The sequence below is a fragment of the Paenibacillus sp. Y859 genome, from assembly GCF_056786405.1.
The window spans coordinates 912,278-939,153 of record NZ_JBXCIZ010000001.1; the positions used below are offsets into that span (position 1 = coordinate 912,278).

Sequence of the window (26,876 nt, forward strand, 5' to 3'; positions counted from 1 at the left end):
TTCAATGTCCTCCTCCCGTTATATTTACGCTTCTTGCCCTACGGTTTCGTCTTCAATGCCAAGCTCTACCTTGATCCAATCATAACCATCAGCTTCCAAACGTTCAGCCAACTCAGGTCCACCGGATTTCACAATAACACCATTCATCATCACATGGACGAAATCAGGCTTAACATAGCTCAACAGGCGTTGATAGTGAGTAATAATAAGGAATCCACGATCTTCATTTCTCATCGCGTTCACACCATTTGCAACAATTCTCAATGCATCGATATCCAGACCTGAGTCAATCTCATCCAGAATAACAATTTTAGGATCTAGCATCATCATTTGCAGAATTTCGTTACGCTTCTTTTCTCCACCTGAGAAACCTTCGTTCAAATAACGATGAAGAAACTCTGGGTTCATTTCAAGTTCTTTCATCTTAGCTTCCATTTGACGAATGAATCTAATCAATGATATTTCGCTTCCTTCTTCGCGACGTGTGTTCATTGCACTGCGAAGGAAATCGGAGTTCGTTACTCCGCTAATTTCACTTGGATACTGCATTCCTAGAAAAAGTCCAGCACGAGCGCGTTCATCAACAGCCATCTCAAGAACATCTTCCCCATTCAATAACACTTTACCTTCACTAACTTCATACTTAGGATGTCCCATCAAAGCAGAAGCTAACGTACTCTTACCTGTACCGTTTGGACCCATGATTGCGTGGATTTCTCCACCCTTCATCTCCAAGTTGATACCTTTTAATATTTCTTTACCTTCGATTGATGCTTTAAGTCCTTCAATGACGAAATTTGTAGTCATATTTGTTATTCCCTCCGTTATTTTGATAGTTGGTAAAAATAAAAACTATATTTGAAATGGATTTATCGCTCCAATTTCAAGCATGTGTTACGTTCTTTATACTCATTCTAAACTAAATCCATTTGATTCTCAATGATTCTCACTTAATTCTTTTTATATAGTCATTATTGATCGCTTCGGAATGACCGATAGATAAGCAAAATAGGCTTGGCCAAGTGGATCAGCCAAGCCCAACGATCATCATTCATAACTGTATCTCTTACTTAAATTATCCCAAAAAAGAACGCAGCATCCACATATGCTTCTCAAAGTCACCTTTGATACCAATCAAAATATCGGCTGTGACATGATCAGTGGATTGTTCTGCCAATTGGATTCCTTCGACTACTTCTTCTGAGATCGTAGCTAGGTCTTCAATCATATTTTGTACCATTTTAGCTGCGTCTTCTTTACCTTCAGCTTCTTGAATTGTAGTAATCTCCAGAAATTCCTTCATTGTTGCTACTGGACTTCCTTTAATCGTCAATAAGCGTTCAGCCACTTCATCCATCTTCAAAGTGATATCATTATATATTTCTTCAAATTTCTCATGTAATGTAAAGAACTTCTCACCGCGAACATACCAGTGATAATTATGTGCCTTTACATATAATACGTTTAAATTAGCTACTTGTTGATTTAATACTTGTTCTAACGTTGTATCTGGTGATTTAACTGAAGTTACCTTTGTCATGTTAATCGCTTCCTTTTCTATAAATGATTAGATAAGATTTGCTCATAACTATATATTACCCCTATTCCCTACCATTTGAAACATGGAATGTATTATTCCATTCTTAATAATGTACAAATGTTGACATTCATTTCTTTTGACCCATGTCATAAGGACTATTTTATTTTCCATTTTAATGGTATAGTCTAGAAATGATATAAGATTTCAATGATAGGTTGGGGGACATATGGATATTACACAAGACAATGAGGATACAGGTTTTTTATTCAATGTCGATATATTAATCAAGAATCAATCTAATGCTATTGCACTTCAGTTGTTAGTTGAAATGATCAATCAAAATGAGCATATACTAGATTTCAAAGTGAAGTCTGGCATTAAACTTGGCGGAATTATAGATACCCTTCTAGAATTAAAGAATAATCCACCAATCACCCAAACAAACGTATTCCACTCCGCAGCATTCAGTAACAATAAAGTTGGTAAAGGCGAGAAGGTAGCCGCTCAATCTAAGATCGTTAAGTCTAATATTCAACGCGCCACTTCCAATCCAAAGCTTATTGACCCAAACACTAAACCAATTGATGATCCTAGAAACTGGATTAGATCATCTATTATAGACAATCGACTAGTACGTTTAGTAGCTAATCGCAAGGGTCAACACATCAATATTCCATGTCGCATATTGAATTTCGATGAAGATAAGCAATTTATTAATGTGTATCATGTTGATGAGAAACAAGTGTATAACTTTAACCTGAATGAAATTGATTCCTTCGATAGTTAGATTAATTTAGCATTCATGCAACCATTAAGAAACGGCCATGTCGTCCATTATTAAGGACAACACAGCCGTTTCTTATTGGGATGAATGATCATTTCTTGTATTGAACAATCGCTAATAAGAAGTAGATCCAACCCGCAATAAAAGCTATGCCACCAATAGGGGTAATGGCTCCCAATACTTTGATACCACTTATGCTCAATACGTACAAGCTGCCCGAGAATAGAACTATTCCAACTATAAACAAGCAACCTGCCCAGTACAGTCTTCTAACTTCTCCAATTTGCCCGGCTGTTAATCCCACTAGAATAAGAGCAAGTCCATGAATCATATGATATTGTACACCTGTCTCATATACACCTATTGCTGCTTCACCAATTCTAGGCTCTAATAAATGCGCGCCAAAAGCCCCAATCATAACAGAGAGGGCCATCACAATAATTCCCCACTTCATAAATCCTTGTCGCAAGAAAGTCCAACTCCTCTTCCTATAATCTAATCCCCTTTAGCTATAATAACTTATAGCTTAATCGTTTACCATCTTCCTTTTTTAGGTAATTAAAAATAACAATCCTTGATTTTTCCAGTCAAATATGGAAAAGTATTAATATAAGTAAGTGCGAGTTCAAAAAGTTAGATTTTCAGCACCGAGAAGATTGGATGAAGATAGGGAGTGAGGAGCGGAGCGTAGGCAGTACCTACGTGAGCACCGGAAGGACCGACTGAATTCAATCTTCGATGTCGAGTAAGCTTCTTGATATACTTCGTGATCAAAAGGTGACTTTTTGAACAACCTCTAAAATGAATATTGTTAAGGAGAGATCAATGATGGACCCTATTGAACTACATCGCCCAACACCTGAGCCAATACCAGCCCCACTTAAACATTCTGGACTTGGCATCGCTTCCTTTGTGCTAAGTATGGTCAGTTTATTAGGTTATATAGCTGCAGTCGCTCTAATAGGCGCCATGATCTCACCTTATTTAAATGGTGAAGGTCTTCCTGATTCAAGTGAGGAACTGTTTCAGATCGTAGGTGGTGTTGTTATACTTGCTTTATTATTCGTATTATTAAATGTGATCGGTTTTATTCTAGGTATTGTTGGCGTGTTCTTAAAGAATAGAAAGAAGATATTTGCGATATTAGGCTTAATTTTGAACGGTGTCATTGTGCTATGTATAGCTGCATTTTTTATATTCGCTGTCATAAACGCTACAACATAATCCATATATAACAAGGGAGAATCACATGCCAAATATTAAAATTTTTGCAGATAGTACTAGTGATTTACCTGCCTCTTGGATTGAACAATTCAATATTGGCATCGTGCCATTATATGTTGTTTTTGAACAACAGTCATTGAAAGATGGCTTAGAGATTACCCCTACTGATCTCTACCAGAAGGTATCTGTGAATGGAATCCTACCTAAAACGGCCGCCCCATCACCTGCTGACTTTATTGCTGCATTCACTCCCTACATAGAGCAAGGTGATCAGATTCTATTCATCAGTCTTTCTTCAGAGCTTTCTGCAACTTATCAGAATGCAATCATTGCTGCTGATGAATTCCCAGCAGACCAGATTACTGTCTTCGATTCTTTGAACTTATCTTCTTCCATTGGACTTTTAGTTATGAAAGCCGTTCACGCTGCTGAATCTGGAAGCTCATTAGAGGAAATCGTCACACTTTTGGAAGCTGTAAGACCTGAAATAGAAGCCGAGTTCGTTGTAGATACGCTCGAATACCTCTACAAAGGTGGGCGCTGCTCTGGTATGCAGAACCTCATCGGTAGCCTTCTAAAGATTCGTCCTATTATTAAAGTGTCAGAGGGTAAAATGACTCCATCTGATCGGATTCGCGGAAAACGTGATAAAGCTGTGGATCTGCTATTACAAAATGCCCTTAATAAGAAAGACCTTATGGATCAGGATCTCATTTTCGTCGTTCATTCTTTAGCAGAAGAAGATGCCCTTCGTGTCCAAGCCAGTCTTCAACAGCATACGAATGCTAAGGTAGCACTTGCCACCGCAGGCTGTGTCGTTTCTTGCCATTGTGGACCGCAAACCATCGGTATCATGTATTCCAAGAAACCTCAATAGAGGTAATCCAAAAGACGACTTCACTGGTCTACCAAAGATCAGGGAAGTCGTTTTTGCACATATCATACCTTTCAGTGAATATACTTACTAACAACTATACTTACCGCATATTGCAGTGGGAGGTGCTCCGTCATGTCAATGTCACACCAACCTTATTCGTTCGTCGTTTCCCGCGAAGACTGGTCTCTACATCGAAAAGGCTATCAAGACCAAGTCCGACATCAACAAAAAGTGCGGGATGTCATTAAACAAAACTTGCCCGATCTCATTACTGAAGAGAATATTATTATGTCCGATGGCAAACAGATCATCAAAGTTCCAATCCGCAGCTTGGATGAATATCGCTTTATTTATAATTATCAGAAACAAAAACACATTGGACAGGGTGATGGAGAAAGCCAGGTTGGAGATATACTCGGTCGCGATCCTGTACAGAAGCCTGGCAAAGGAGATAAAGCAGGTGACCAGCCAGGGCTAGATACCGTTGATGCGGAGATCAGCATTGAAGAAATTGAGAATATGCTTTTTGAAGAATTAGCACTTCCCAACTTACAACAGAAAGATAAAGAGCAGGTCGAGACCCACAAGATTGTATTTAATGATGTTCGCAAAAAAGGTATGATGTCTAATCTCGATAAAAAAAGAACGATTCTAGAAAATTTACGCAGAAATGCTACAACTGGAAATCCTGGCATTCATAATATAAATCCAGATGACTTAAGGTATAAAACATGGGATGACATTGTAGTACCTGAATCCAATGCAGTCATCATAGCGATGATGGATACTTCTGGATCTATGGGTTCTTTCGAGAAATATTGTGCTCGGAGCTTCTTCTTCTGGATGAATCGATTCTTACGTAAGCAGTATGAAAGGGTTGAGATTGTGTTCATCGCACATCATACAGAAGCCAAAGAAGTTACGGAGAATGAGTTCTTCACACGCGGTGAAAGTGGCGGTACCATCTGTTCATCAGCCTACCAGAAAGCACTCGAAATTATTGATCAACGATATCCTCCTTCTAAATTCAATATTTATCCTTTTCACTTCTCAGATGGAGATAATTTATCATCCGACAATGATCGTTGTGTAAAGCTAATCGGAGAGTTACTCAAAGTAAGTAATGTATTCGGTTATGGAGAAGTGAATCAATACAATCGAAGCAGTACATTGATGTCTGCCTATCGCAATATAAAAGTCGAGCAATTTATGTATTATGTTATTAAGGAGAAGGGCGAGGTATATCAAGCATTGAAGAGCTTCTTTCAAAAACGTGAGGGTGTGCAGAGTTAATAGCATAGACAGTACCAAGCCACATGGAGTATATACTTTCATGTGGCTTGTTTCGGATTACGCTCCACTTTCAACGAGATGAGGACTCATGTATGCTGTACTATGGTTAGCGGAAAGGATTCACAAATTCAATCCCTTGCTCCATAACGCAATCAATAAGCGCCTTATAATCTTCGTAATCTTAAGCACCTTTCAAAAAATCAATAACCTCTTTAAACACTTTATCCTTCTCGCATTCTATGGTGATGTTGTGACCGCAATGATCTAAATAAATCTTTTTAATTTCCTTTGACGAGACATTATTGGCTAATATATCAATCCCTTTTTGATGAATCGTGTTATCTTGCTTGGCATGAATGATCAATATAGGTTGTGTAATTTTTTTTAATGACTTTTTCGTGATACGTTGTAATTTATTTAATTCGTCTACACTTCTTACTGGTATTTTGCTATAACCTAATAAGTGTTTTGTCTCTTCTTCTCGTCGTTCCCTCTCTACCCATTCGCTATACTTCATGAAATACTTGGCTAGGCCAGCATACTTTGCCTTCGGGTCCCTATTAACTAAGGCTGGCGCAAGAGCCACTACTTTGTTCACCTCGTAGTTACCTGCTAGATTAAGAGCCAATACCCCACCCATAGAGTGACCGATTACATGTATGGTGGTACAGATTCCTTGTAGCCTAGCATAACCCTCTGCAACAGACTCGATCCAATCTGTATATTTACAATTTTCCATATCCTCTATGACGGTTCCATGTCCAGACAATAGAACTCCAAGAACGGTATATCCTACTTTGTGGAGCTGTTCGCCAAGCTCTCTGATCTCTGCAGGTGTTGAGGTGAACCCATGTATCAAGAGACAACCCGTTTCATTCCCTGAAAAGAAAAACTCCTTCTTCAAATCAATATCTTCCATCTGCCATATCACTCCTATCCAATATACATACTTTTCTCTATCGGTTTCTCAATTTTACTAGTTAAAAGAATACATACTGCAATCACAATCCAGAACCCTGCCAATGGGAAGAAAATCTTATATCCGATAGAATCCAGTAAAACACCCATTAAAAGACCGGCAATAAATTGCGAAATGGATACGAAGAAATTGAAAATCCCCATGAACTCACCTAAACGTTCCCGTGGAACCACTTCTGCTAGAATGGCATAAGCGGTTACCTGAATGGCAATAAACCCGATTCCTATAACAGACATTACTACGTAGAGTCCGGATGCCCCCGTAACAAAGATAGCTGCAAACATCGCAATTACAAATATAATAACTCCGAGAAGCATCACCGTTGTCCTCTTCATTTTATCGGATAGAACACCTAAAGGGTACGCGAACAAAGCGCCTGTTATCGTAAGCAATAGTAGAGAGAAACTTGCGGTATCCGCAGTTAAGTTTAAGTGTTGGATGCAGTATTTAACAAAATAAGGGGTTATACTTCCATATCCAAGATAAATGAAAAAGATAGCCGCAAACAATTTCATGGCTGAAGGATATTTATAGAAGTCAAAAGCTAATTTCGTAACTTTACGTTCCGTGTTAGCAGGTTTCTCCTTAATTAGAAGCAATGTAATCACGACGGTTAGTATCCCAAGAAAAGCGCTTACAATGAAAGGGAAGCTATGATTCTGATTGAATGAGCTTGTGTTATCCCACAACCTAGGGCCAATAATAAAGATAAACGCACCACCCAGTACACTAACTACCTTGGAGAATCCGTTAGCAAGCCCCAGTTGACTCTCTTTTACCGTCTCCGGAATCAATGAATAATAGGGACCTTGATAGAAATTCAAACTGAAATAGAATATAAAAGCGATAGCAAATAAAGACCAGTAACTAGGTGCAAAGGGTAATAAACACATGGATATCGTTGTAACAACGGCCCCCATCAGCATGAATGGCTTTCGTCTACCCATTTTAAATTTAGATCTATCACTTAAGACTCCGGCTATGTACTGAACAAAAATTCCGGTAAAAGAACCCATCGTGATCAGAAAACCAGCCTTTGTATTACTCACGTCAAACGTAGCTACTAGCATGGGAATTAAAGTCATGTTCATTGCCCACAACAGTCCTACACCTAAATTGGGAAGTCCAATAATATAGGGTAAAGATTTTTTATCCATTGCTACACCTCTTCTTATTTATTCGGCAATCGTTAGGCATCGAGTTTAGTAGCTTATGTAGTTTATTGCCATACCGATCACGAGTTTCACTTGCAATTCTCCTTCAATATCCTGATCACTATTCAGTATCGAGTTCCTCGAAATTAATTTCTGACACAAGCTGATCAGTGTATGGGTTAAGGTCATGTAAAATTCTTCGTTATGAACAGAAGGTTTGATACTTCCTTCCTTTTTACCCTTTTCCATTGCTTCAATCATGAAAGGTTTCAAATTCAATATGGTTTTCTCATATATTTCTAATCGATCGGGTGAGATCTTTTCTTTCATAATGTAATGATCAAACTCTTCAATAAATCTCAGAAAGTCCTTATGGTTCTGGTAAAGCGTTAAGAATACCTCTAACAATAATTCAACCCTTTGAATCCCCTTAAGCGCTGTATACTCCGTTTGATTAAAATTCTCAAAAAAGGTAGTGATGATGCTCTCCCAGTTTCTTATACCGACTTCAATCACAAGCTCTGGTTTGGTCTTGAAATAACGATAAACAGAAGCAACTCCAACCTCAGCCTGTTGGGCAATCTCAGTCATTTTCGTATTTTCGATTCCGTTTACTTTGAACACGGCAATTGCAGCCTGAATCACCTCTTCCTTTCGCTGTTCTTTCTGTTGATCTTGCTCGTTCTTTCTTTTGTTTTTTAAATTCATCATAGATATCCTCTGTTTCTTAGAATCATTCAGTTGATAGTCGTACTATCAACTTGAAACTCATTATATCAGCCTTAAATTATTTTTCAATATGAAATATCATAAAGGATATCGACGAACTGCATAACAAAATTCCTCAGCTCTGTACAAACGAACTGAGGAATCGTCATTTAATGTGAAAGTTACGGTGTAAAATCTCCATTAAGATTTGATAATATCCCCAATGATTTATTCCTCACTTCATAAATTTAAAAAAAAGATTTAAAGTGCATTATATTATTTAATCACTTTATCACTTTTTTTTCTAATTACACAAAAACAGAATAGCATAATATATCATTCATACAATTTCTAAATATCACTGTTAGTTTTAGATTTCGGAATAGTAAAGGTAAGCGGGGACCCTACTACATAGGGTAGTTATTATTCGTAGTCATAATCTCAAAGAATGCTATAATGAGAAAGTTACTTTGATTTATCCATCTCTCACAAAGGAAGTTGAACTTATGATTGCTGACATCATGCTAGAAGTCGTATTACCCGTATTCGTACTCATTGGAATTGGGTCTTGGATGCAACGTGTATTCCGTCTAGACCTATATACGTTAGCCAAAATAAACTTTTATTGCATTACACCTGCTGCCGTTTTTATGAGCATGTATCACTCCGATATTTCAGGAGAGCTACTGGGAACAATCACGCTATTCTACGCACTATATGTACTTATCCTCTACTTTATAGGCTCACTACTATCCCGTTTTATGAAGCTTAGCAAAGGGATGAAGGCTGCATTCAATAATAGTATTATGCTGGATAATTCGGGGAACTACGGGATGCCGATCAATGCATTAGTATTTAAAGGTGACCCATTAGCCGCTTCCATTCAAGCGTTCATCATGTCACTTCAGAGTTTATTAACCTTTACATATGGTGTTCTCTCTATCCAAGGGGCGAAGCTTAAGGGGAACTACAGAAGTGTATTGATTGGTTTTCTCAAAATGCCTGTCCCCTACGCATTAGGTATCGGGTTGCTTCTTCGTGCGCTGAAGGCTCCTCTTCCAGTCTTTATCTCACAGCCGCTAACCTATGCACAGCAATCTATGGTCGCTATCGCGTTGCTAACACTTGGAGCACAAATCGTGAAATATCCGTTACACTTGTATCGACTAGACGTTTATGTGAGTGTATTCGTGCGCCTTCTGATCGGACCCGCAGTGGGTTGTTTCCTTGTATTCAGCCTAGGGATACAAGGAATTTCTGCACAAGCATTACTCATCGCTTCAGGTATGCCAACAGGTGTCAACTCATCCATTCTGGCTGAAGAGTATCATAACGAACCCGATTTCGCCGCACAAACCGTATTAATCTCGACCTTATTGAATGTGATCACAATTACAGCCTTGATCTCTCTAGCAAGAACTTTCTAAGTTGCTGATATAGAGCAAATCTCGATCCTCAGAAGCTTCATATAGACGTGGAGTTAAATCCGATGAATATAATGGATAGCCACTAATCTAGATGATCCGGTATTTCTTACGATATTATTTGGTTTGATGCTCTCTCGCACTATGATAGAGCTTGTACCATTCTTCCCGAGTCATAAGTTCCGCCTGCCTCTCAGCATCTTGGCAAGCCTTAATTCGTGCCTCGTTCGCCGTACCTAACACAGGCTGAATCATTGCGGGATGTCTCATAAGCCAACCGAGAACGATAGCCTCCATTGTCGTTTCTTTATCGTTTGCCATTTGCTTAACCAGTTTAGCGGTAATGCGAATTCGTTCCGGCTCGTTCTCTAGGGATCTTCCTGAGAATCTACCTTGTGCAAGTGGTCCCCATGATTGAATCTGTATCTTCTCCAATTGACAGAATTCCATCAGCCCTTCGGAGAAATTCGTAGATGCCCCGGCTTTCTGATTCACAAATACGCTTTGGTCAATCCAATCCAGACGAGCCAAGCTCATTTCAAGCTGATTTACTGCTAGCTGATCAGGCAAACTTTGCTGTAGAAATTTAATTTGAGCAACGCTCATATTGGAAACTCCGAAATAACGTACTTTACCACTCGCTTTTAACTTTCCTAATGCTTCCGCTACCTCTTCAGGTTCCATTAATGGATCTGGACGATGCAATAACAATACATCTAGGTATTCAATTCCTAGTCTCTTAAGTGAACCATCAACTGCATTCAAGATATGATCCTTAGAAAAGTCGAACTGTTCTGTCGTATCAGCATCTCCAAGTCGGATACCACACTTCGATTGAATAACGATCTGCTCACGCAGTCCCGCTCTGCTTTTCAATATTCGACCGAAGGTTTCTTCCGCTTTTCCCATCGTATAAATATCTGCATGATCAAACATAGTCACTCCAATGGCGAGCGCAGCTTCTATCGCTTTCTCAGCGTTCAGAATATGATCTTGTGTGATAGGCTCCTGATTCCACCCACCTCCAAACGGCATACATCCAAGCACAAGTCGACTGGTCGAAATTCCACGTTGTTCCAAAGGCATGATTTTCATTTATAATCCTCCTGTTAAACTATTATTGTTCCTTACCTCTAGTATACCAAGTAATAGTCCTTCTAAAAGACAATCCTCCAAGTTTATTATATGAGCGGTCTAGTTAATTCTAGCGACAGTGAAACCACACACTTAAAGACGGTACCATCTTTAAGTATGTGGCTTCATGATTTCTTATTAAATAACTTTCCTTTTCACAGCAACAAATGGCGCACGCTCATGCCCTATTAAGGTTCTATCTGCTTTGATGATGACATCCTTATCAATAATAGCCTGTTCGATGGAGCTGTTCTCATGGATCATACCATTCTGCATCACGATGCTATTTCTTACAGTCGCACCTTTACGCACATGGACCCCTCGGAATAGAATAGAGTTCTCAACAGTACCTTCAATCACACATCCATTGGCCACCATGGAATTACTTGTGCGACTGCAAGCTAAATGTCGCGTTGGAGGTTCATCTTTTATCTTCGTATATATAAGTCCCGGCGTAAAGAATAACTCTCTCCATACATTCGCATTCAGCAGATTCATACTGTGCTTGTAATAGCTATTCAATGTATTGATAACTCCTAGATACCCAGGGTGGGAATACCCATAAATATTCAGTCGACCCATATTGGCACGAATCGCATCTTTCATAAAGCTATGATGACCTTCGGCTAGGGATGCTTCTATTAAATCTAGCAGTAGACTTTTCTTAAGGAAGAACATCTCCATGGATACCTTATCACCATGCGGTGATGCATTCGGCTCCCAGATTGACGTCACTCGACCTTTATCATCCATTCCAATACGTGTGGAGAATGAATCGACATCACTCGTATCTTTATATACTACGGTGATGTCTGCTCCAGTACTATTATGGAATTCCTGTAATCCGTTGAAGTCGATATTACATACCATGTAGCTTCGTGCGATTAACACATATTCCTCGCTACTTCGATGTAAATAATCTCTGTGGGCATTTAATGCGTGAAGGTCTCCAATGGAACCTTCCAGTCCTTCCTTCATAGGAGGAAGAATGAACAACCCCGATCTTTTACGATCTAAATCCCATTCCTTCCCTGACCCTAGATGATCCATTAATGAGCGATATTTCGTATGTGTAAATATGCCTACATTTGTAATGCCAGAGTTAACCATGCTTGATAGAATGAAATCAATAAGACGATAGCGACCAGCAAACGGAACTGATCCGATATTTCGATGATACGTAAGTTCTTCCAACTGATCTGTCTCATTCACCATATTGATGATTCCCATAACATTCTTCATGTCGACATCTGCTCCTTCTTAGGTAATAATTCGGAAGGGATTGATTCGTGATTACCTACAAGCGTAACCTCAGCTGAATCAGGTGATCCTACGATACTTCCATCCCCAATGACGGATCCTTCACCCACAATCGCTTTGTAGATCGTTACATTCTCACCAATCTTTGCATAAGGCATAATAACGGAATCAGTGATCACACTCCCCGCTCCAATCTCAACACCATAGAACAAGACAGAGTGTTTCACTTCTCCGAATACAATGCAACCTTCATTTACAAGAGAATTAACAATGTTCGCGGACTCTGCGATATATTGGGGAGGTTGATTCGGATTCAGAGAGTAAATACGCCATTTACGATCATCTAGTCTTAGACTAGTCTCATCATCCAATAAGTCCATATTTGCTTCCCAGAGGCTCTCAATCGTCCCTACATCTTTCCAGTATCCCTCGAAAGGATAGGCTGACAACTGTATACCATCTTCTAACATCGTAGGAATAATGTCTTTTCCGAAATCATGACTAGATTGCGAATCAACGGCATCATCCTTCAAGTATTGTTTCAACGTCTTCCATGTATACATATATACACCCATTGAAGCGAGATTGCTTGTACTATCCTTTGGTTTCTCTTGAAAATGAGTCACTTTATACTTTTCATCCACACTTAGAATTCCGAAACGGTTCACATCTTTCCATTCGACTTCAATGACTGCGATCGTCGCATCAGCCTTTTGTTCTTTGTGAAAATGGAGCATTCGTTCATAATCCATTTTGTAAATATGGTCACCCGATATAATTAGTACATATTCAGGATTGTATTGTTCAATATAATCGATGTTCTGATATATAGCATCTGCGGTTCCTTTGTACCAATCACCACCTTTTCGCTTAATAAATGGAGGTAAAATCGAGACTCCGCCTTCTTTACGATCTAAATCCCACGGTTTACCAATGCCAATGTAATGATTCAATACTTGAGGATGATACTGTGTTAATACGCCAACCGTATCAATACCTGAATTCGTACAATTACTGAGCGTGAAATCGATAATACGATACTTGCCACCAAAGAACACGGCAGGCTTTGCTATTTTTCTAGTTAATTTACCTAAGCGTTTACCCTCGCCTCCTGCTAGTAACATGGCTATGCATTCCTTTTCCTTCATCACATAACCCTCCCTCACGACAATATAATCCTTCTCCAAATATATGAGAAATTGGACAGGAATATGACTACATAGTACGGATCACCTACCATCCCTCTCACCCAATTAACACTATCCATCCTTCTTATAGGATTTAGGCCATATATTGAGATATATTAAATTTAATTTTTTTTGTTTTTATACCGATAATACTTAGATAGACATATACAAGGGAGAGAAACACATGCAGAAGCTTTTGAAGACTATCAAGAATTATCGAAAGAATCAAACGATTACCCAGCAACTCATCCTGATGCTAATCGTCGTAACACTTGTAAGTATTGGCTCAGGAGCTAGCAATATTATATCGAACCGAGCGGTATCAGACAGCATTAAAGATTCACAGTATGCAATCGAGCAAGAACAAGGTTACGTAGAAGTAGCTGATACAATGCAACGGGATCTCATATGGATGATCGATATGCTAGAGACAGGAAACAGAGATAATCGAGCAAGTCTATTGGAAGATATCGATAAGCTACCTAAGGATATCGAAGCGCTAACTTTACAATTCAACGAATTTGATAAGTATTTGAATTTGACGAAACAAACGTTTGCGGGTTATGTTAATGTTTTAAATATGGTCTATGATACCTTGACTGATGTTCAGCCGCAGATCACAGATGACATAACGGACTTCGATCGAAGCATATTGAAACAGAAAGTCATGAATACCTACACATCTGTTTTATCTTATAGTAAGACCATGATAAACGAGAAATTCCAGGAAGTATTACGAGAAAATCAGGCTAGTCTAAGCCAAAGTGTATCTCGAGCCAACATAGCCATATTTGTTAGCAGTGCAATTCTTATCATTGCACCATTCTTGATGATTATGAACTTTATTACTAGAATTCGAAAAGGGTTATCAGGCATCATGAAGCGTATTGACTCCTATCAAAATAGTGATTTCACTTATGAAGGAAATTTAAATCGTGGTGATGAATTTGGTACGATAGATCAGAAGCTCGCTGTCATGGGAGCTAATCTTCGGATGACTATTCAATCTACCCTCGACATTAGCAACAATGTCATGGATATATCCCAACGTATGGAAGGCATTGCCGAAAACAACAAAGAAGCGTCTGTTACGGTCAAGAAAGAGATTGATAATAGTGCACCCGTACTTTTATCTCAACTGGACGAGACCACATCTATATCTGCAGTAACCGAGCAAGTATCTGCTAGTTCTCAGCAAATCACGGCATCTAGTGAATATATTAATGACAATATGCAATTGATGAAGGATTCTTCACATGTTGGCGTCAAGCATATGAATGAAGTTGTTAAATTAGTGGATCGCACAAGTAATGAGTTCGACCAGCTCATGGAAGTATTCGATACGATGTCAGAACGATATAACCATATCGAACAGACCCTGTCCGGCATTCAAAATGTAAATACCCAGACCAATCTATTGTCCTTGAATGCCTCGATTGAAGCAGCTAGAGCGGGTGAACATGGAAGAGGATTTGCTGTTGTTGCTGATGAAATTCGTAAACTATCGGAGAATACCAAATCACTTTCTGAGGAGATTAATACAGATCTAGTGCTTATCCATTCGAATATGACCTCTTGTGGACAAAGTCTAACTACCTTCTCAAATGTTATTCAGGAAACGAAAGTTATTTCTGAAAAGTCTAGCACCACATTCCAAGAGTTAGAATCACAAAGTTCTATTCTAGCTGGTCAAGTTAGTGAAATTACGTTGGCCATTGGTGAGATTTCCACGAGCATGAGCAATATTGTTGATTCGGTCGAAACATTATCCACCTCATCCTCTGAGGTAAATTCACGTATGCAACTTGTAAGTGAAGTTTCACAAGGTCAGAACGAAATATCCGATCAATTATATGATCTAACCCACACTTTAAAGAATGCTTCAACGAGCTTAAAGGAAAGTACAGACGCTTTTAAGGTATAACTAAATAATGTGAAACAAATACAACAGCCTCGAACGCGAGCTAATACCGCGTTCGAGGCTGTTTGTTATTACACTTCTACTTTTCGATCAATGAGTTTCACCATAATATACAGAAAGGCAACGGAACATACTAACTCAAAGATGAACATTCCTATGAAGTTGCCTGAAACATACATTGATTTAAGATTCATACTGGTGGATACACCATTCTCTAGAGGTTCCGTTTGAAGTGCGAACGCTTGGAATATGCCCCAATCAGATTCTCTAGTAAATAATGATTCTATCCAAGATAGCCCATTTATAATAAGAAAAAAGAATAAAATTCCTATCCAAGTGCTACCCTTCATACGGATACTAGCAGCAATGGTGATAGATAAGAAAATAGTAATCAATATATTAATAATCATCCAAACCGTACTGAACAGAGTCATTACCGTTTCTAAGGGATACATTTTAATTTGATCCATGATGCTATCTATCGCTCCGTAACCCGACAGATATACATATCCATGAATGCCCGCCATGAGACTTAATACCAATAAACATACCCCACACATCACAATAGGCGATAGAATGGACTTTAACGTGTACACAGGCAATAATTTACGGTGGTAGGCTTTGAGATTATAACTAAAGGTTTGGATCGGTGTTATAAACAGAATCACTCCGGCGATAATATAAGCAGAAATAGTGAGCCCTGTTAATATCATTTTATTATCAATAAATAGCATTATCGATACCTGCACTAGAATAAGTACAGCCATAACTCCTAGTAACCTGCTTCCATTTCGCTTAAAGTCATATTTCAACAATTTCATCATTCTGCATACACCTCTTTAAACATGTCATCAACGCTTTTTCCATATTTAATTCGTATATTCTCCACTTCTTCTTGCATCACAATCTCTCCTTCACGGATAAAGATCACTTCATCAAAGATTCGCTCAATATCACGCACAAGGTGGGTGGATATAATAAGACTACTATCCTCATTGTAGTACTCTACAATCGCATCCAATATCTTGCCTCGTGCAACTGGGTCTACTCCACCAATCGGCTCATCCAGCAAATAAAGACGTGCTTTACGTGATAAAGCCAGTGTAAGTTGTAATCGTTCACTCATCCCTTTGGACAACACACTGACACGGTCACTTTCATTCAGTTTCATGAATTGAAGCATTTCAAGTGCTTTCGAACGATCGAAATCTTCATAGAAATCTTGGAAAAAGGAAAGGGCATCTCGGACCTTCATCCATGATTCCGTCAACGGTCGATCTGGCATGAAGGATACTAATCCTTTGCTGCTCAACCCCACAGACGTTCCTGCTACAGATATCGTTCCTTTAGATGGCTGCAACAACCCAGAAATCATCTTCATGAGCGTACTCTTCCCGCTTCCATTACTTCCAAGAAGACCTACAATCTTCCCTGTTCCGATTTCAAGGGACACATCATTCAAAGCACGTTTCGATCCATACTTCTTCGTTACATCATTTATTTGCAATAAATTATTCACGCTCGTTCACTCCTCTCTCTTGGTCTGGGACTGATCCAGAACCTGTCGTTACCGCCTCGGATACGATAGACACGATATCTTGATTAGCAAATCCAAGTTCCTGCATGCCTTTGATAAATCGCTCTAGCAAATCTCCCGCCATTTCCTTCTTCATCTCCATAATTTTAGATTCTTCATTTGTCACGTATCTTCCGAGACCACGTCTCGTCTCAACAATCTCTTCTCGCTCTAGCTCCTGAAAGGTCCGCTGAATCGTATTCGGATTAATTTGTAATTCAGCTGCTAATTCTCGAACCGATATTATTTTGTCGCCAGGCTTTAATGAACCTGTTACGATTTGTCTTTTGATGTAATTCATGATTTGCAAATAGATCGGCTGATTATTGTCAAATTCAATACTCACAATAAGTTAATCTCCCTTCTTCAGTGTTACTGTTATAGCCAAATAGTACACTATGACTGTATCGTTGTAAAGCCTATTTAATAACCTTTAGAAGAATAAAACCTCAGCACCAAATAAATAATAAAAAACAGCAACTTTTCCTTCCCATGTTCTCCATTATATTTCCCACATGATATAATGACTTTGTCTTTATAGATTGAATGCGATAATCGCTTATGAATAGCATGACGAGGGAGATGATCGCCTTGGAAATAAGAGTAGAACAACCCATTCACGAAGTCGTTGAAGTTTGTCTGTTAGCTGGGAAAATAATGTTACAAAGTGGGGCTGAAACTTATCGCGTAGAAGATACGATGTCGCGAATTGCATCTTCATTTCATCTTCTAGACTCACATACTTTTGTGATGCCAACCGGAATTATCTTTCAACCCAATGGCGTTGAATCAGCCAAGCTGATCCGAATCGTAGAACGGACAACCGACCTTCAGAAAGTGAATGCAGTGAACGGCATTTCAAGACAACTAAGCAACGGAGAACTCTCCATTCAAGAAGCACATAGCATGCTCTGCAAGATTGACAAAGAGGCTCACGCCTATTCCATAGCATTCCAAATTGCCGCAGCTTCGATTGCGAGTGCTTGCTTCACCATCATGTTCCAAGGTACATGGTCTGATTTCGTCCCTGCTATGCTTTGTGGCGGATTAGGTTATAGCACCTTTATCTATTTACACCGCTTAGTAAAGGTGAAATTTTTCGCCGAATTGATCGCAGCTTTCCTAATTGGAATCGTCTCTTTCTTACTGACCTCAGTAGGATTTGGACAATCAGTGAATAAGATCATTATCGGTTCCGTCATGCCACTGGTTCCAGGTCTACTTATCACGAATGCAATACGCGATTTAATGGCGGGGCATCTTATATCCGGGCTATCTAGAGGTGCTGAGGCGTTCCTAACTGCTTTTGCTATTGGAACAGGTGTGGCTGTCGTTTTCACTATTCTCCATTGAAAGAGGTCTGATCAATATGTTGGTACAAATAGTTACCAGTTTCATTGCTTCTGCCGCCTTTGCGGTTCTCTTCAACGCCCCCCACAGATCCCTACTTCAGTGCGGACTTGTTGGCACACTAAGTTGGATGATCTATACTTTGTTGCTGGGATATACTGATGATGTGTTGGCTGCACTTGTAGCCACTTTCCTGGTTGGCATCGTTAGCCAGATGTTTGCGAAGTTTTATAAAATGCCGGTAATTATTTTTAGCATCTCAGGCATTATTCCATTGGTTCCAGGTGGACTCGCTTATAATGCTATGCGCAGTGTCGTGGAGAAAGATTATACCGCTGCCGTTCAGTTCGGTGTTCAAGCCTTCCTACTCGCTGGATCCATCGCCTTGGGTCTCGTATTATCAGAAGTACTGAATCAATCTTTCCGTAGGAGTATTCCTCCTATATCTTGATCTACGAGTCCTATAGTACCCACCTTTAAATAACAATGAATATCACGTATAATAGAAGTTAAGTCAATTCCAAGGAGGAATGTACACATGTCAACCAGTAAAGCTAAGAAAATTCGACTCAAACTGGAGAAACAAGGGAAGATCAATCCAGAGCTTATGCGTGGATCTTGGATGGGAATCAATCCTGTCGTCCAAACATTGCCCACACTACAACAGAAACGCACACAACTCCATAATAAACACAAAAGGAATCGAGCCATTGAGAGCAGCGATTCCTTTTTATATGCTTATTTTAATAAAATCCGACTAATCTCTTCGTAGTTCCCTACAATATAATCGGGGATATGATCAGACTCTGGTTGCGTATTCCGATGATTGAACCACAGCATATTCCATCCTGCATTCATCGCACCGACAACATCGTTACGCCACGTATCACCGATATAATAACTATGCTCCGCAGTCGTTCCCGTAACGTGATTCACATGGGCGAATAACCGTGGATCAGGCTTATCAATACCCACACCACCCGACACAAATATATGATCCGCTGGAATGAGATGATCCAATGATAACGATCTTATTTTGCCCATTTGATGTTCTAAAGGTCCATTCGTAATTAACCCAACGACAACCCCATTACGCTGCAACTGCTTGATTAATTCAATGGCCCCTGCAAACGGCTGAATCTCAAATTGTTTCCCAATATACTGTGCCTGAATTGCCTCTGCCCTTTCCCTATCAAGCATGATACCGAACTCTTCAAGTGCGAGAATATATCGCTGGCTTCGCATTTCCTCGAGTATATGGGCACCATCTTCTGCATTCACGTCTCGATTGCGATCCGTTAGAAGGTCACTGTAATATCTAACTCGATGATACACCGTTTCATAAGGGAAATCCTCTCCCAAAGTAAGCACATGCTGCAGTGCAAATCGAAGCGGATCCAGATGGTCGTAGAGCGTGTCATCCACATCAAAAAACACCCCTATAGGTGAGTTAACTTGTCCCAATTGAGGTTTCCTCCTTACTTAATTATGTTGATCCCTCTTCTGGATCTCATGTACACCCATAACAATCGCTACCAACTCATAACTATCTAAATCTTTGGACTCATTGAGCAAACGAAAGGCCCCAGTCTGTAACCAACTGTTTATTCTAGCAAAAGAAGCTACGAACTCACCATGGCTACCCTGGATACTATATTCTTTCGAAAATGCCGGCGATGTGATCTCAAAAACTCCTCGTCTTCCAGCATCATATTCGTATTTCTTCGTAAGGAAACTCATTCGTCTACGCAGCACGCCTAACTCTCCATCTCTTCCATCAGATATGACCCATTTATTTAATAACATACGAAACTTCCCCATACAGACGATCTGTCCGTAGTTATCAAATACTTCTAATGAAGAAGTGAAGGCCGATTTCAAGTCAATCTTGCCTACCACTTCTCCGCCATTATTCATTATATCTGAAACACCTGAGCTGAAAAATTTGTCTTTAAAATATAATTCCAATCGTCATCGCTCCCCCGGATATTATCCAATTCCTTAGAGGATGCTCCTCTTACTTCGATGATTCTACGAGTTTGAAATCATCATAATGAAAAGCTGGAGCGACTACACAAGTAACCAATGTTGGCTCATCGCCTAATGTTCTCGTAGTCTGCCATACACCAGCCGGTACTAATGCCTGAGGAACTTGTCCCTTCTCAATATCCATACCAAGAATGATTTTCTCGCCCGCTTCTGGATTGTCACTCTTTCCACCCAATGTCAGTTCGATCGGACTTCCAGAATGATATAACCATAATTCATCCGATAGCACGACATGCCATGCAGATTCTTCACCTGGATGTAGTAGGAAATAAACGGAGCTTGCGGCAGCCCTAGCACCCGAATATTGTGAACCTAATACAGCCTTTGGGATTTCATACGACGCTTTCCAGATTTCCTTGTACCAACCACCTTCAACATGCGGTTCTAGATTCAATAATTGTACCAATGGTGATCGTTGTTTCGTCATTTATAATTCTCTCCATTTCATATGAAATACATGTTCAAAAGATGACTGTTTGAACTTCCTATTATATTCTCTTCATCTTACTACAAGCTGTCCCATCTTGCCCACATCTCTCGCGGATTCAGTTCATAAATCTCATTTTCCCTATACATGAATTGGTGCATAATGAACTCCCGACGAATTGTTGCGAAGTCTTCGTGGAATGGTTTAATGAAGAGATTAATTTCCTTCTCAGTATACTTTCTTCCGCTCTCTAACTGACTCACTAGATGCTCAAGAACGATTAACTTCTTCTTCAATTGAGCAGGTATCTGTTTTATTTTTCCTTCTGACGTAAAAAAGTTATTTATGACTGATTCTTGTAATTTCTTATGGGAATCTTCCATAGAGTCTATGCCTCCATTATCTTCATTTGTTCTTGTATTTCGGTAGATGACATCGATGATAGCTTTTGAATTACTGTGGATGAAATAATCATCTAAGGAAAAGTAAATCGTGTTCTTATCTCTACGCTCTTTGATCAGACTAGCTTCACGCAACTTATTAGCATGATGGGTTATCGTAGCTGGAGTAACACTAAGCTTCTCAGCTAATACTTGACCATTACATTCACCATCGGCAAGTATGATGAGAAGCTTTATTCTAGTTGGATCTGCAAGTGCTTTATGATAACGTACTAATTTATCAAGTTGCATCGTCTAAATACCTCATTTCATCTAATTTAGTGATAATCTAATTAGATAATAGTTAAATTAGATAATAGTGAAGTAGTTTGTTTTTGTCAAGCTTAAGAAAGGCGCCTTGCGGCGCCCTTGGCGAATGAGTTATTTACATTCCCTTCACAACTATCTCCGCCTATCACCAACAGATGCATAAAGTACACTTAAATTCGGAAATATTCCCCTATCACTACATTTAGTTGCATAAAGGGCATCTAATTACTGGAAAATCATCTTTTCTCACTATTCCCCCTGTTTTAACTGCCCTTTCTGCAACTATTTCACCGTTACCCACTCTTTTCTTCCGAGTAAGTACTATATCTGCAGCTATTCCATCTTAATCTAGCGACTTTCATATATGAAGCATCTTTCCTTATGATGGAGCTTAGCGGGATGCCCCTGTGATAATATCCTTCCAAATTTCCGTTATGACCTGTACCTACTCTACGCAACTCGTTGTACACTGGGGTTTGATAATTCGCAAATAGTAATTCCCGCTAATTCATATACATGCTCAATGTTGTATAACCAACTCGTCCAACTTCTCTCCAACAACATCGTAGGCCTGAAACGTTAGGGTGTCGCCTACGATCTTAACTCCAGCAAACATCTGTTTCCCATTTTGAAAATGAACCTGATGATAGAATTGATCTTCCTTCTTCTCATTGAACTTTTGTCCTGCTGTATTCGGAACGACATACACAGTCCCTTCACGATTGTTTACAACGTTACTGCCATCACCGACGATTGCACCCTCTCGCAAAGGATAAGAACGTGAATATTCGTGATTATGACCTTGTAATACAAGATCCACTTTGTATTTATCAAAGATCGATACCCAATCTTTTACTTTCTCATTGGCATTACCACCGTATGCGCCCCTGTGCATAGCTACAATCTTCCACGGTTTATCCGTACCTGCAAGAACTTGTTCTAACCACTTCGTTTGCTTTTTAATATTTGATTCCGTATTTAAGACGATAATATGTGCTGAACCGTAATCAAACGAGTAAGTTGTTCCCTCAATTGAGTTCTTCGCTCCGTTATCCGGTAAGTTGAAATGGGCCGTATACCGATCTGCCATATCATCTATCTCTTCATGATTCCCAGTGACAGGCATGAATGGCACTTGCGTTAACCACTCGGTAGCTTTATCAAAAAAATGATCCCATGCAATCTCATCCTCAGGATCTTCCGTTAAATCACCATTATGAACGATAAATCTCGCATTCGGGAATATCTCAAATGCTTTATCTAATGTCTTGCCCCAGTGTTCAAAGTCCGCTTCTGTTACACCTTGAGAGTCTGCAACATTGATAAAAGTGAACTCGTTCAGATCTTTCTCTTCCGTTGTAAAGTTTGCGGGTTCACTCCACTCTTTGTCCTTCCCGCTTCCTACACGATAGGTATATGTTGTCCCTGGATCAAGATCAGTTGCCTCAGCTTTGTGAACACCTTGATTTCCATGAATCCCTGTATCCATAGTTGTTGTAGTTCCTGAAATTTCAATGACATGATTACCATCAAAACTTCCTTCAGTACCCTCAATCAACTGTAGCACCGAATCCATATCTGATTTTATTGTATACCATGTGAATGCACGGCTTGTATGCGCATCATCCTTCATCGTCATCACCAACGACTTCGGTTTCACAGTTTGTTCCTCTTTCACCCATTCTAGACCTATGACAATGGCTATGATCACCAGAACGATCAAGCCTAACCACACAATTTCCTTTTGCATCCTCACTACGCACCTCCGATGTACTTCATCTTCACGACGGCCCCGTCATTCGCTTATTACGATACGATACCGTTCTAACACACACAAAGTCAATTATTACAGCTCTTTCTAATCAAGTTATGTAAACTCTACGTGAAATGTTCAGTTAACATTCAGTTTACACTCAGAGAAAAATCAGATTAGGACGCTACAATGATTTCAATGGCAACGAAGAAAAGAGGTGTGATTAAAATATGAATCTCAAATATCGAAATGAACTAAAATTTTTCATTAATCAGCATCAGTATCACCTTATCCGTCAAAGATTAAAGAACCTAGTAGAGCAAGATGATCATGTTGGACCCAATGGCGAGTATGCGATTCGAAGTTTATACTTCGATGATATTAATAACAAAGCGCTACATGAAAAATTAGGGGGAGTTCGAGACCGCTTCAAGTATCGGATTCGGATTTACAATAATAGTGATCAAGTCATTCATTTCGAGAAAAAAATCAAATTCAGAGATTATATAGCTAAAATCAAAGAACCACTCACTAGAAAATTGGCTGACGAACTAATATCTGGTCAATATGAAGTGTTAAGTCAGTCAGACAAGCCTTTACTTATTGAACTGCATAATGAAATGAAGAACCATTTGCTACGACCTAAAGTTATTGTTGACTATGTGCGTGAACCCTTTGTATGTGTGAATGGGAATGTTCGGATTACTTTTGATAAAGAACTTAGGACCGGCCTTCATTCCGTTAATATGTTCGACGCAAACCTGCATTGCATAAGTGCGATTGACGATAATCTGATTATTCTAGAAGTGAAATACGATGAGTATATTCCTGATTACATCAGAATCGCTTTACAGCTTGAGGGATTAACTAGACAATCTGCTTCAAAATACGTCATGTGTCGTAAATTTCTAAAAACGAACTCTTGGGAGGATTATTAATAATGAGTGCTACAACAACTACAACGGCTGCGGCTGCAGCAACGACAGACTCCACTACAAATTTTTCAGATATACTTAAGAAATCGGTGACAGATAACTTTGTATCTGACATCAGCATCTCCAAAATTTTGATCACGATGGCAGTTTCATTTCTAATAGGTTTCTTCATATATCTTCTTTACAAGCGAGTATTCAGTGGTGTTCTATATTCCAAAAGTTTTAACGTATCCCTCATCGGGATGAGCTTGGTAACTTCTATGATCATTATTGCAATTAATTCTAACTTAGTACTATCTCTAGGTATGGTCGGAGCACTCTCCATAGTTCGCTTTAGAACACCTATCAAAGACCCTACGGATCTAATCTTCCTTTTTTGGGCTGCCTCTGTCGGTATCGTATGCGGTGCTGGATTCTTCACTCTCGCAGCTATTGGTTCGATTATTATCGGCTTGGTCATGTTCCTATTTATCAAAAGGACATCTATCGAAACCCCATACTTACTCGTAGTAAACTGTGATGGAGACGCAAGTGAACTAGCTGTTCATAAACAACTAAATACAACCGTTAAACGATTTAATGTGAAACAAAAAACAGTAACTCCTGGAAACATAGAAATGACATTAGAACTTCGATTAGATGATAAAGAAGGAAGCTTTGTCAACCAACTATCGGGAATTATTGGAGTTAAGAATGCCGTACTTATTAGCTACAGCGGCGACTATGTATCATAAAGATGGGATGGTGATAACAAGATGACAGCAAAAATGGTAAAGCTTATTCTATGCATCTGTTCCATCTCCATCATAATAGCCATGGTAGGATGTGAAGCAGCTGTACCTACTGCAAGCATAGAAGATTCCGAAGGTGCAAGTACTACCAAAAACTCAAAGGTAGATGAGGAAAGAGCTACGAAAGTATTCCCAAAAGATGAAGTCATCGATGTTAGGATCACTTTAGATGAAGAAGATTTTCAAAATATGTTAGACAACGCTTCAGCTGAAGAAATCATGACTGCTTCTATTGATTATAACGGGGTGCATTTAGACAATGTTGGCATACGTACGAAAGGAAACCTTAGTTTGCGAAGTGTTGTCAGTATGACGGATTCGGATCGATATAGCTTTAAGCTATCTTTTGACGAATACTTATCGAGCCAGACCCTCTTTGGGATTAGTAAAATAAACTTAAACAATAACTACAGCGACGCGAGTTATATGCGAGAATACCTGACTTATGAGCTAGCAGAAGAAATGGGACTTCCGACACCCGGATATTCATTTGTGAATATTTATGTGAACGATGAACTGGGGGGGTTCTATTTAGCCGTACAGCAAGTAGATGAGCAATATCTTGAATCGAACTTTGGGAACTCGTATGGAGCATTGTACAAGGGCGAGATGACTGGAACTGGTAGCGACCTTCTCTGGATTGACGATAAAGTTTCATCCTATACTGGACTCGCTCTGAAATCCAAATCTTCCAACAATGATATTCTTATTGATATGTTAGACGAGCTGAACAACGGCACAGATTATGAGAAAGTTCTGAACGTTGATGATGCACTGGGATATATAGCTCTTAATGTACTAACTAATAATACAGATAGCTATATAGGTGGTCTTAAACAAAATTATTATTTGTATGAAGATAAAGGTATCTTCTCTATTCTGCCTTGGGACTATAATATGGCCTTCGGTGGATTGGGAAGTTCTAATCTGCTGATTGATGAACCTACACAAGGAGCCTTAGCTGAAAGACCTTTGGTTTCCAAGCTGCTTGCTGTCGACAAGTACAAGGAAAAGTATCATGAAATGATTCAAACAGCAACTGAAGGTTACTTGTCTACCTCTGCATTCAGTAATCGTGTTGAGGATATCTCCGCAATGATCTCATCCTACGTCGAGCAAGATCCGACTTCCTTCTACACGTACGAAGAGTATCAAAGCGGAGTAACGAAGCTCATATCCATTAATGACACACAAGTGAGCAACATTGACCAACAACTTGCCGGTACCATTGCATCTTCTGGCGATGGATCTGGAAGTGGTGGCGGTGGCGGTAGTGATGGTATGGGCGGTGGCGGTCGTGATATGCCCGCTATGGCAGGTAATAACGAACAAGCTGCTCCGACTGAACTTAACGCTCAGTTAGGGCAAGTCGATCCGACCGATAAACAGGCTAATCAAGGAGGGCAAGCTGCAACTGATGGATGGAATACCCAAGGCGACTTCCCTGGTATGGGCGGAGAATTACCCGAAGGTATGGAAGGATTTCCTGGAGCTATGGGTGGTGAATTACCCGAAGGTATGGAAGGATTCCCTGGAGGTATGGGTGGTGAATTACCTGAAGGTATGGAAGGATTTCCTGGAGGTATGGGCGGTAACCGCCCCAATGGTATGGGTGGCTTTGGCGGCTTTGGTGAGCAGAACACTCAACCACAAGGTAGTGTGAAAGAAGCCCTTACAGTGGGCATTGCACTGGTCGTTCTTCTCCTTTCAGGTTTGTTCATTACCTTTTACAAACGCAAACGACTTTAAGTTCCTAACATGACGAGTTGTGATCCCTGTCGTACCCGGATCTTCGATCCT

At 39.6% G+C, this 26,876-nt stretch carries 29 protein-coding genes; 12 read left to right on the forward strand and 17 right to left on the reverse strand.

Annotated elements, in window-relative coordinates:
- Window positions 1–24: 24 nt before the first annotated feature.
- Window positions 25–807: a Fe-S cluster assembly ATPase SufC gene (gene sufC / locus AC1TO8_RS04570; RefSeq protein WP_482054403.1), complete on the reverse strand. Its 783-nt coding sequence runs from the start codon at window positions 805–807 to the stop codon at window positions 25–27.
- Window positions 808–1,075: 268 nt separating this feature from the next.
- The gene (locus AC1TO8_RS04575; protein ID WP_482054404.1) at window positions 1,076–1,540 is read right to left on the reverse strand and encodes a Dps family protein; all 465 of its coding nucleotides are present in this window, start codon (window positions 1,538–1,540) and stop codon (window positions 1,076–1,078) included.
- A 226-nt stretch (window positions 1,541–1,766) separates the two neighbouring features.
- On the opposite strand from AC1TO8_RS04575, the gene AC1TO8_RS04580 reads away from it, so the two are divergent.
- Window positions 1,767–2,327: a hypothetical protein gene (locus AC1TO8_RS04580; protein ID WP_482054405.1), complete on the forward strand. Its 561-nt coding sequence runs from the start codon at window positions 1,767–1,769 to the stop codon at window positions 2,325–2,327.
- Between the two features lie 88 nt (window positions 2,328–2,415).
- Here the strand turns inward: AC1TO8_RS04580 and AC1TO8_RS04585 are convergent, their stop codons facing one another.
- Window positions 2,416–2,793, reverse strand: coding sequence for a DUF423 domain-containing protein (locus tag AC1TO8_RS04585; protein WP_482054406.1), 378 nt, complete (start codon window positions 2,791–2,793; stop codon window positions 2,416–2,418).
- A gap of 356 nt (window positions 2,794–3,149) precedes the next feature.
- On the opposite strand from AC1TO8_RS04585, the gene AC1TO8_RS04590 reads away from it, so the two are divergent.
- From AC1TO8_RS04590 to yhbH, 3 genes are all read left to right on the forward strand, one after another.
- Window positions 3,150–3,548 carry a hypothetical protein gene (locus tag AC1TO8_RS04590; protein ID WP_482054407.1) on the forward strand — a complete coding sequence of 133 codons (399 nt, stop codon included), beginning with the start codon at window positions 3,150–3,152 and terminating at the stop codon, window positions 3,546–3,548.
- A 25-nt stretch (window positions 3,549–3,573) separates the two neighbouring features.
- Window positions 3,574–4,425, forward strand: coding sequence for a DegV family protein (locus tag AC1TO8_RS04595; RefSeq protein ID WP_482054408.1), 852 nt, complete (start codon window positions 3,574–3,576; stop codon window positions 4,423–4,425).
- Window positions 4,426–4,557: 132 nt separating this feature from the next.
- Entirely contained in the window at window positions 4,558–5,718 is a 1,161-nt protein-coding gene (yhbH, locus tag AC1TO8_RS04600; RefSeq protein ID WP_482054409.1) for a sporulation protein YhbH, read from the forward strand.
- A gap of 181 nt (window positions 5,719–5,899) precedes the next feature.
- On the opposite strand, the gene AC1TO8_RS04605 is transcribed toward yhbH, so the two are convergent.
- The 3 genes from AC1TO8_RS04605 to AC1TO8_RS04615 are packed head-to-tail and all read right to left on the reverse strand — an operon-like array spanning window position 5,900 to window position 8,562.
- Entirely contained in the window at window positions 5,900–6,637 is a 738-nt protein-coding gene (locus AC1TO8_RS04605) for an alpha/beta hydrolase (RefSeq protein WP_482054410.1), read from the reverse strand.
- A gap of 14 nt (window positions 6,638–6,651) precedes the next feature.
- Entirely contained in the window at window positions 6,652–7,854 is a 1,203-nt protein-coding gene (locus AC1TO8_RS04610) for an MFS transporter (RefSeq protein WP_482054411.1), read from the reverse strand.
- Between the two features lie 45 nt (window positions 7,855–7,899).
- Window positions 7,900–8,562, reverse strand: coding sequence for a TetR/AcrR family transcriptional regulator (locus AC1TO8_RS04615; RefSeq protein ID WP_482054412.1), 663 nt, complete (start codon window positions 8,560–8,562; stop codon window positions 7,900–7,902).
- A 503-nt stretch (window positions 8,563–9,065) separates the two neighbouring features.
- On the opposite strand from AC1TO8_RS04615, the gene AC1TO8_RS04620 reads away from it, so the two are divergent.
- Complete coding sequence (locus tag AC1TO8_RS04620) at window positions 9,066–9,986, forward strand: AEC family transporter (protein WP_482054413.1); 921 nt, start codon at window positions 9,066–9,068, stop codon at window positions 9,984–9,986.
- Window positions 9,987–10,100: 114 nt separating this feature from the next.
- Here the strand turns inward: AC1TO8_RS04620 and AC1TO8_RS04625 are convergent, their stop codons facing one another.
- From AC1TO8_RS04625 to AC1TO8_RS04635, 3 genes are all read right to left on the reverse strand, one after another.
- Window positions 10,101–11,078, reverse strand: a complete 978-nt coding sequence (locus AC1TO8_RS04625; RefSeq protein ID WP_482054414.1) for an aldo/keto reductase — start codon at window positions 11,076–11,078, stop codon at window positions 10,101–10,103.
- A 177-nt stretch (window positions 11,079–11,255) separates the two neighbouring features.
- Window positions 11,256–12,359 carry a glucose-1-phosphate adenylyltransferase subunit GlgD gene (gene glgD / locus AC1TO8_RS04630; RefSeq protein ID WP_482054415.1) on the reverse strand — a complete coding sequence of 368 codons (1,104 nt, stop codon included), beginning with the start codon at window positions 12,357–12,359 and terminating at the stop codon, window positions 11,256–11,258.
- Window positions 12,356–13,525: a glucose-1-phosphate adenylyltransferase gene (locus AC1TO8_RS04635; protein WP_482054416.1), complete on the reverse strand. Its 1,170-nt coding sequence runs from the start codon at window positions 13,523–13,525 to the stop codon at window positions 12,356–12,358. Before AC1TO8_RS04635 ends, glgD begins: the two co-directional genes overlap by 4 nt.
- Before the next feature lie 223 nt (window positions 13,526–13,748).
- On the opposite strand from AC1TO8_RS04635, the gene AC1TO8_RS04640 reads away from it, so the two are divergent.
- On the forward strand, window positions 13,749–15,488 hold the full coding sequence (locus AC1TO8_RS04640) for a methyl-accepting chemotaxis protein (RefSeq protein ID WP_482054417.1): 1,740 nt from the start codon (window positions 13,749–13,751) through the stop codon (window positions 15,486–15,488).
- A gap of 68 nt (window positions 15,489–15,556) precedes the next feature.
- On the opposite strand, the gene AC1TO8_RS04645 is transcribed toward AC1TO8_RS04640, so the two are convergent.
- Genes AC1TO8_RS04645 through AC1TO8_RS04655 form a run of 3 tightly spaced genes read right to left on the reverse strand, consistent with a single transcriptional unit; the run spans window position 15,557 to window position 17,407 of the window.
- Window positions 15,557–16,309: a hypothetical protein gene (locus AC1TO8_RS04645; RefSeq protein WP_482054418.1), complete on the reverse strand. Its 753-nt coding sequence runs from the start codon at window positions 16,307–16,309 to the stop codon at window positions 15,557–15,559.
- Window positions 16,306–17,004 (reverse strand): ABC transporter ATP-binding protein, encoded by a 699-nt coding sequence (locus tag AC1TO8_RS04650; RefSeq protein WP_482054419.1) that lies wholly within the window; start codon window positions 17,002–17,004, stop codon window positions 16,306–16,308. The genes AC1TO8_RS04645 and AC1TO8_RS04650 overlap by 4 nt, the downstream gene beginning before the upstream one ends.
- Entirely contained in the window at window positions 16,997–17,407 is a 411-nt protein-coding gene (locus tag AC1TO8_RS04655; RefSeq protein WP_482054420.1) for a GntR family transcriptional regulator, read from the reverse strand. The genes AC1TO8_RS04650 and AC1TO8_RS04655 overlap by 8 nt, the downstream gene beginning before the upstream one ends.
- A gap of 245 nt (window positions 17,408–17,652) precedes the next feature.
- Between AC1TO8_RS04655 and AC1TO8_RS04660 the strand changes: the two genes are divergently transcribed.
- The 3 genes from AC1TO8_RS04660 to AC1TO8_RS04670 all read left to right on the forward strand — a co-directional run bounded on the left by AC1TO8_RS04660 (window position 17,653) and on the right by AC1TO8_RS04670 (window position 19,183).
- Entirely contained in the window at window positions 17,653–18,414 is a 762-nt protein-coding gene (locus AC1TO8_RS04660; RefSeq protein WP_482054421.1) for a threonine/serine exporter family protein, read from the forward strand.
- Between the two features lie 16 nt (window positions 18,415–18,430).
- Window positions 18,431–18,862 carry a threonine/serine exporter family protein gene (locus AC1TO8_RS04665; RefSeq protein WP_482054422.1) on the forward strand — a complete coding sequence of 144 codons (432 nt, stop codon included), beginning with the start codon at window positions 18,431–18,433 and terminating at the stop codon, window positions 18,860–18,862.
- A gap of 87 nt (window positions 18,863–18,949) precedes the next feature.
- Window positions 18,950–19,183 carry a hypothetical protein gene (locus AC1TO8_RS04670; protein ID WP_482054423.1) on the forward strand — a complete coding sequence of 78 codons (234 nt, stop codon included), beginning with the start codon at window positions 18,950–18,952 and terminating at the stop codon, window positions 19,181–19,183.
- Here the strand turns inward: AC1TO8_RS04670 and AC1TO8_RS04675 are convergent.
- The 5 genes from AC1TO8_RS04675 to AC1TO8_RS04695 all read right to left on the reverse strand — a co-directional run bounded on the left by AC1TO8_RS04675 (window position 19,150) and on the right by AC1TO8_RS04695 (window position 23,347).
- Window positions 19,150–19,875, reverse strand: a complete 726-nt coding sequence (locus AC1TO8_RS04675; RefSeq protein ID WP_482054424.1) for an HAD family hydrolase — start codon at window positions 19,873–19,875, stop codon at window positions 19,150–19,152. The genes AC1TO8_RS04670 and AC1TO8_RS04675 overlap by 34 nt on opposite strands.
- Before the next feature lie 18 nt (window positions 19,876–19,893).
- Window positions 19,894–20,379 carry a hypothetical protein gene (locus AC1TO8_RS04680; protein WP_482054425.1) on the reverse strand — a complete coding sequence of 162 codons (486 nt, stop codon included), beginning with the start codon at window positions 20,377–20,379 and terminating at the stop codon, window positions 19,894–19,896.
- A 49-nt stretch (window positions 20,380–20,428) separates the two neighbouring features.
- The gene (locus tag AC1TO8_RS04685) at window positions 20,429–20,887 is read right to left on the reverse strand and encodes a cupin domain-containing protein (protein WP_482054426.1); all 459 of its coding nucleotides are present in this window, start codon (window positions 20,885–20,887) and stop codon (window positions 20,429–20,431) included.
- 80 nt (window positions 20,888–20,967) lie between these two features.
- Window positions 20,968–21,579, reverse strand: a complete 612-nt coding sequence (locus AC1TO8_RS04690; protein ID WP_482054427.1) for a DUF2087 domain-containing protein — start codon at window positions 21,577–21,579, stop codon at window positions 20,968–20,970.
- A 538-nt stretch (window positions 21,580–22,117) separates the two neighbouring features.
- Entirely contained in the window at window positions 22,118–23,347 is a 1,230-nt protein-coding gene (locus tag AC1TO8_RS04695) for a purple acid phosphatase family protein (protein WP_482054428.1), read from the reverse strand.
- A 233-nt stretch (window positions 23,348–23,580) separates the two neighbouring features.
- Between AC1TO8_RS04695 and AC1TO8_RS04700 the strand changes: the two genes are divergently transcribed.
- Genes AC1TO8_RS04700 through AC1TO8_RS04710 form a run of 3 tightly spaced genes read left to right on the forward strand, consistent with a single transcriptional unit; the run spans window position 23,581 to window position 26,825 of the window.
- On the forward strand, window positions 23,581–24,288 hold the full coding sequence (locus tag AC1TO8_RS04700; protein ID WP_482054429.1) for a polyphosphate polymerase domain-containing protein: 708 nt from the start codon (window positions 23,581–23,583) through the stop codon (window positions 24,286–24,288).
- 2 nt (window positions 24,289–24,290) lie between these two features.
- Window positions 24,291–25,019 carry a DUF4956 domain-containing protein gene (locus tag AC1TO8_RS04705; RefSeq protein WP_482054430.1) on the forward strand — a complete coding sequence of 243 codons (729 nt, stop codon included), beginning with the start codon at window positions 24,291–24,293 and terminating at the stop codon, window positions 25,017–25,019.
- 21 nt (window positions 25,020–25,040) lie between these two features.
- Entirely contained in the window at window positions 25,041–26,825 is a 1,785-nt protein-coding gene (locus AC1TO8_RS04710) for a CotH kinase family protein (protein WP_482054431.1), read from the forward strand.
- The last annotated feature ends 51 nt before the right edge of the window (window positions 26,826–26,876 follow it).

Excerpts from the sequence above, each read along its gene's own strand:
- AC1TO8_RS04665 (WP_482054422.1), top strand. The coding sequence starts at position 18,431 with ATGTTGGTACAAATAGTTACCAGTTTCATTGCTTCTGCCGCCTTTGCG.
- AC1TO8_RS04575 (WP_482054404.1), bottom strand. The coding sequence starts at position 1,540 with ATGACAAAGGTAACTTCAGTTAAATCACCAGATACAACGTTAGAACAA.
- AC1TO8_RS04615 (WP_482054412.1), bottom strand. The coding sequence starts at position 8,562 with ATGATGAATTTAAAAAACAAAAGAAAGAACGAGCAAGATCAACAGAAA.
- AC1TO8_RS04580 (WP_482054405.1), top strand. The coding sequence starts at position 1,767 with ATGGATATTACACAAGACAATGAGGATACAGGTTTTTTATTCAATGTC.
- AC1TO8_RS04625 (WP_482054414.1), bottom strand. The coding sequence starts at position 11,078 with ATGAAAATCATGCCTTTGGAACAACGTGGAATTTCGACCAGTCGACTT.
- glgD (WP_482054415.1), bottom strand. The coding sequence starts at position 12,359 with ATGAAGAATGTTATGGGAATCATCAATATGGTGAATGAGACAGATCAG.
- AC1TO8_RS04700 (WP_482054429.1), top strand. The coding sequence starts at position 23,581 with ATGAATCTCAAATATCGAAATGAACTAAAATTTTTCATTAATCAGCAT.
- AC1TO8_RS04620 (WP_482054413.1), top strand. The coding sequence starts at position 9,066 with ATGATTGCTGACATCATGCTAGAAGTCGTATTACCCGTATTCGTACTC.
- AC1TO8_RS04685 (WP_482054426.1), bottom strand. The coding sequence starts at position 20,887 with ATGACGAAACAACGATCACCATTGGTACAATTATTGAATCTAGAACCG.
- AC1TO8_RS04635 (WP_482054416.1), bottom strand. The coding sequence starts at position 13,525 with ATGAAGGAAAAGGAATGCATAGCCATGTTACTAGCAGGAGGCGAGGGT.
- AC1TO8_RS04595 (WP_482054408.1), top strand. The coding sequence starts at position 3,574 with ATGCCAAATATTAAAATTTTTGCAGATAGTACTAGTGATTTACCTGCC.
- sufC (WP_482054403.1), bottom strand. The coding sequence starts at position 807 with ATGACTACAAATTTCGTCATTGAAGGACTTAAAGCATCAATCGAAGGT.
- AC1TO8_RS04710 (WP_482054431.1), top strand. The coding sequence starts at position 25,041 with ATGACAGCAAAAATGGTAAAGCTTATTCTATGCATCTGTTCCATCTCC.
- AC1TO8_RS04640 (WP_482054417.1), top strand. The coding sequence starts at position 13,749 with ATGCAGAAGCTTTTGAAGACTATCAAGAATTATCGAAAGAATCAAACG.
- AC1TO8_RS04690 (WP_482054427.1), bottom strand. The coding sequence starts at position 21,579 with ATGCAACTTGATAAATTAGTACGTTATCATAAAGCACTTGCAGATCCA.
- AC1TO8_RS04605 (WP_482054410.1), bottom strand. The coding sequence starts at position 6,637 with ATGGAAGATATTGATTTGAAGAAGGAGTTTTTCTTTTCAGGGAATGAA.
- AC1TO8_RS04705 (WP_482054430.1), top strand. The coding sequence starts at position 24,291 with ATGAGTGCTACAACAACTACAACGGCTGCGGCTGCAGCAACGACAGAC.
- AC1TO8_RS04645 (WP_482054418.1), bottom strand. The coding sequence starts at position 16,309 with ATGATGAAATTGTTGAAATATGACTTTAAGCGAAATGGAAGCAGGTTA.
- AC1TO8_RS04670 (WP_482054423.1), top strand. The coding sequence starts at position 18,950 with ATGTCAACCAGTAAAGCTAAGAAAATTCGACTCAAACTGGAGAAACAA.
- yhbH (WP_482054409.1), top strand. The coding sequence starts at position 4,558 with ATGTCAATGTCACACCAACCTTATTCGTTCGTCGTTTCCCGCGAAGAC.
- AC1TO8_RS04590 (WP_482054407.1), top strand. The coding sequence starts at position 3,150 with ATGATGGACCCTATTGAACTACATCGCCCAACACCTGAGCCAATACCA.
- AC1TO8_RS04695 (WP_482054428.1), bottom strand. The coding sequence starts at position 23,347 with ATGCAAAAGGAAATTGTGTGGTTAGGCTTGATCGTTCTGGTGATCATA.
- AC1TO8_RS04610 (WP_482054411.1), bottom strand. The coding sequence starts at position 7,854 with ATGGATAAAAAATCTTTACCCTATATTATTGGACTTCCCAATTTAGGT.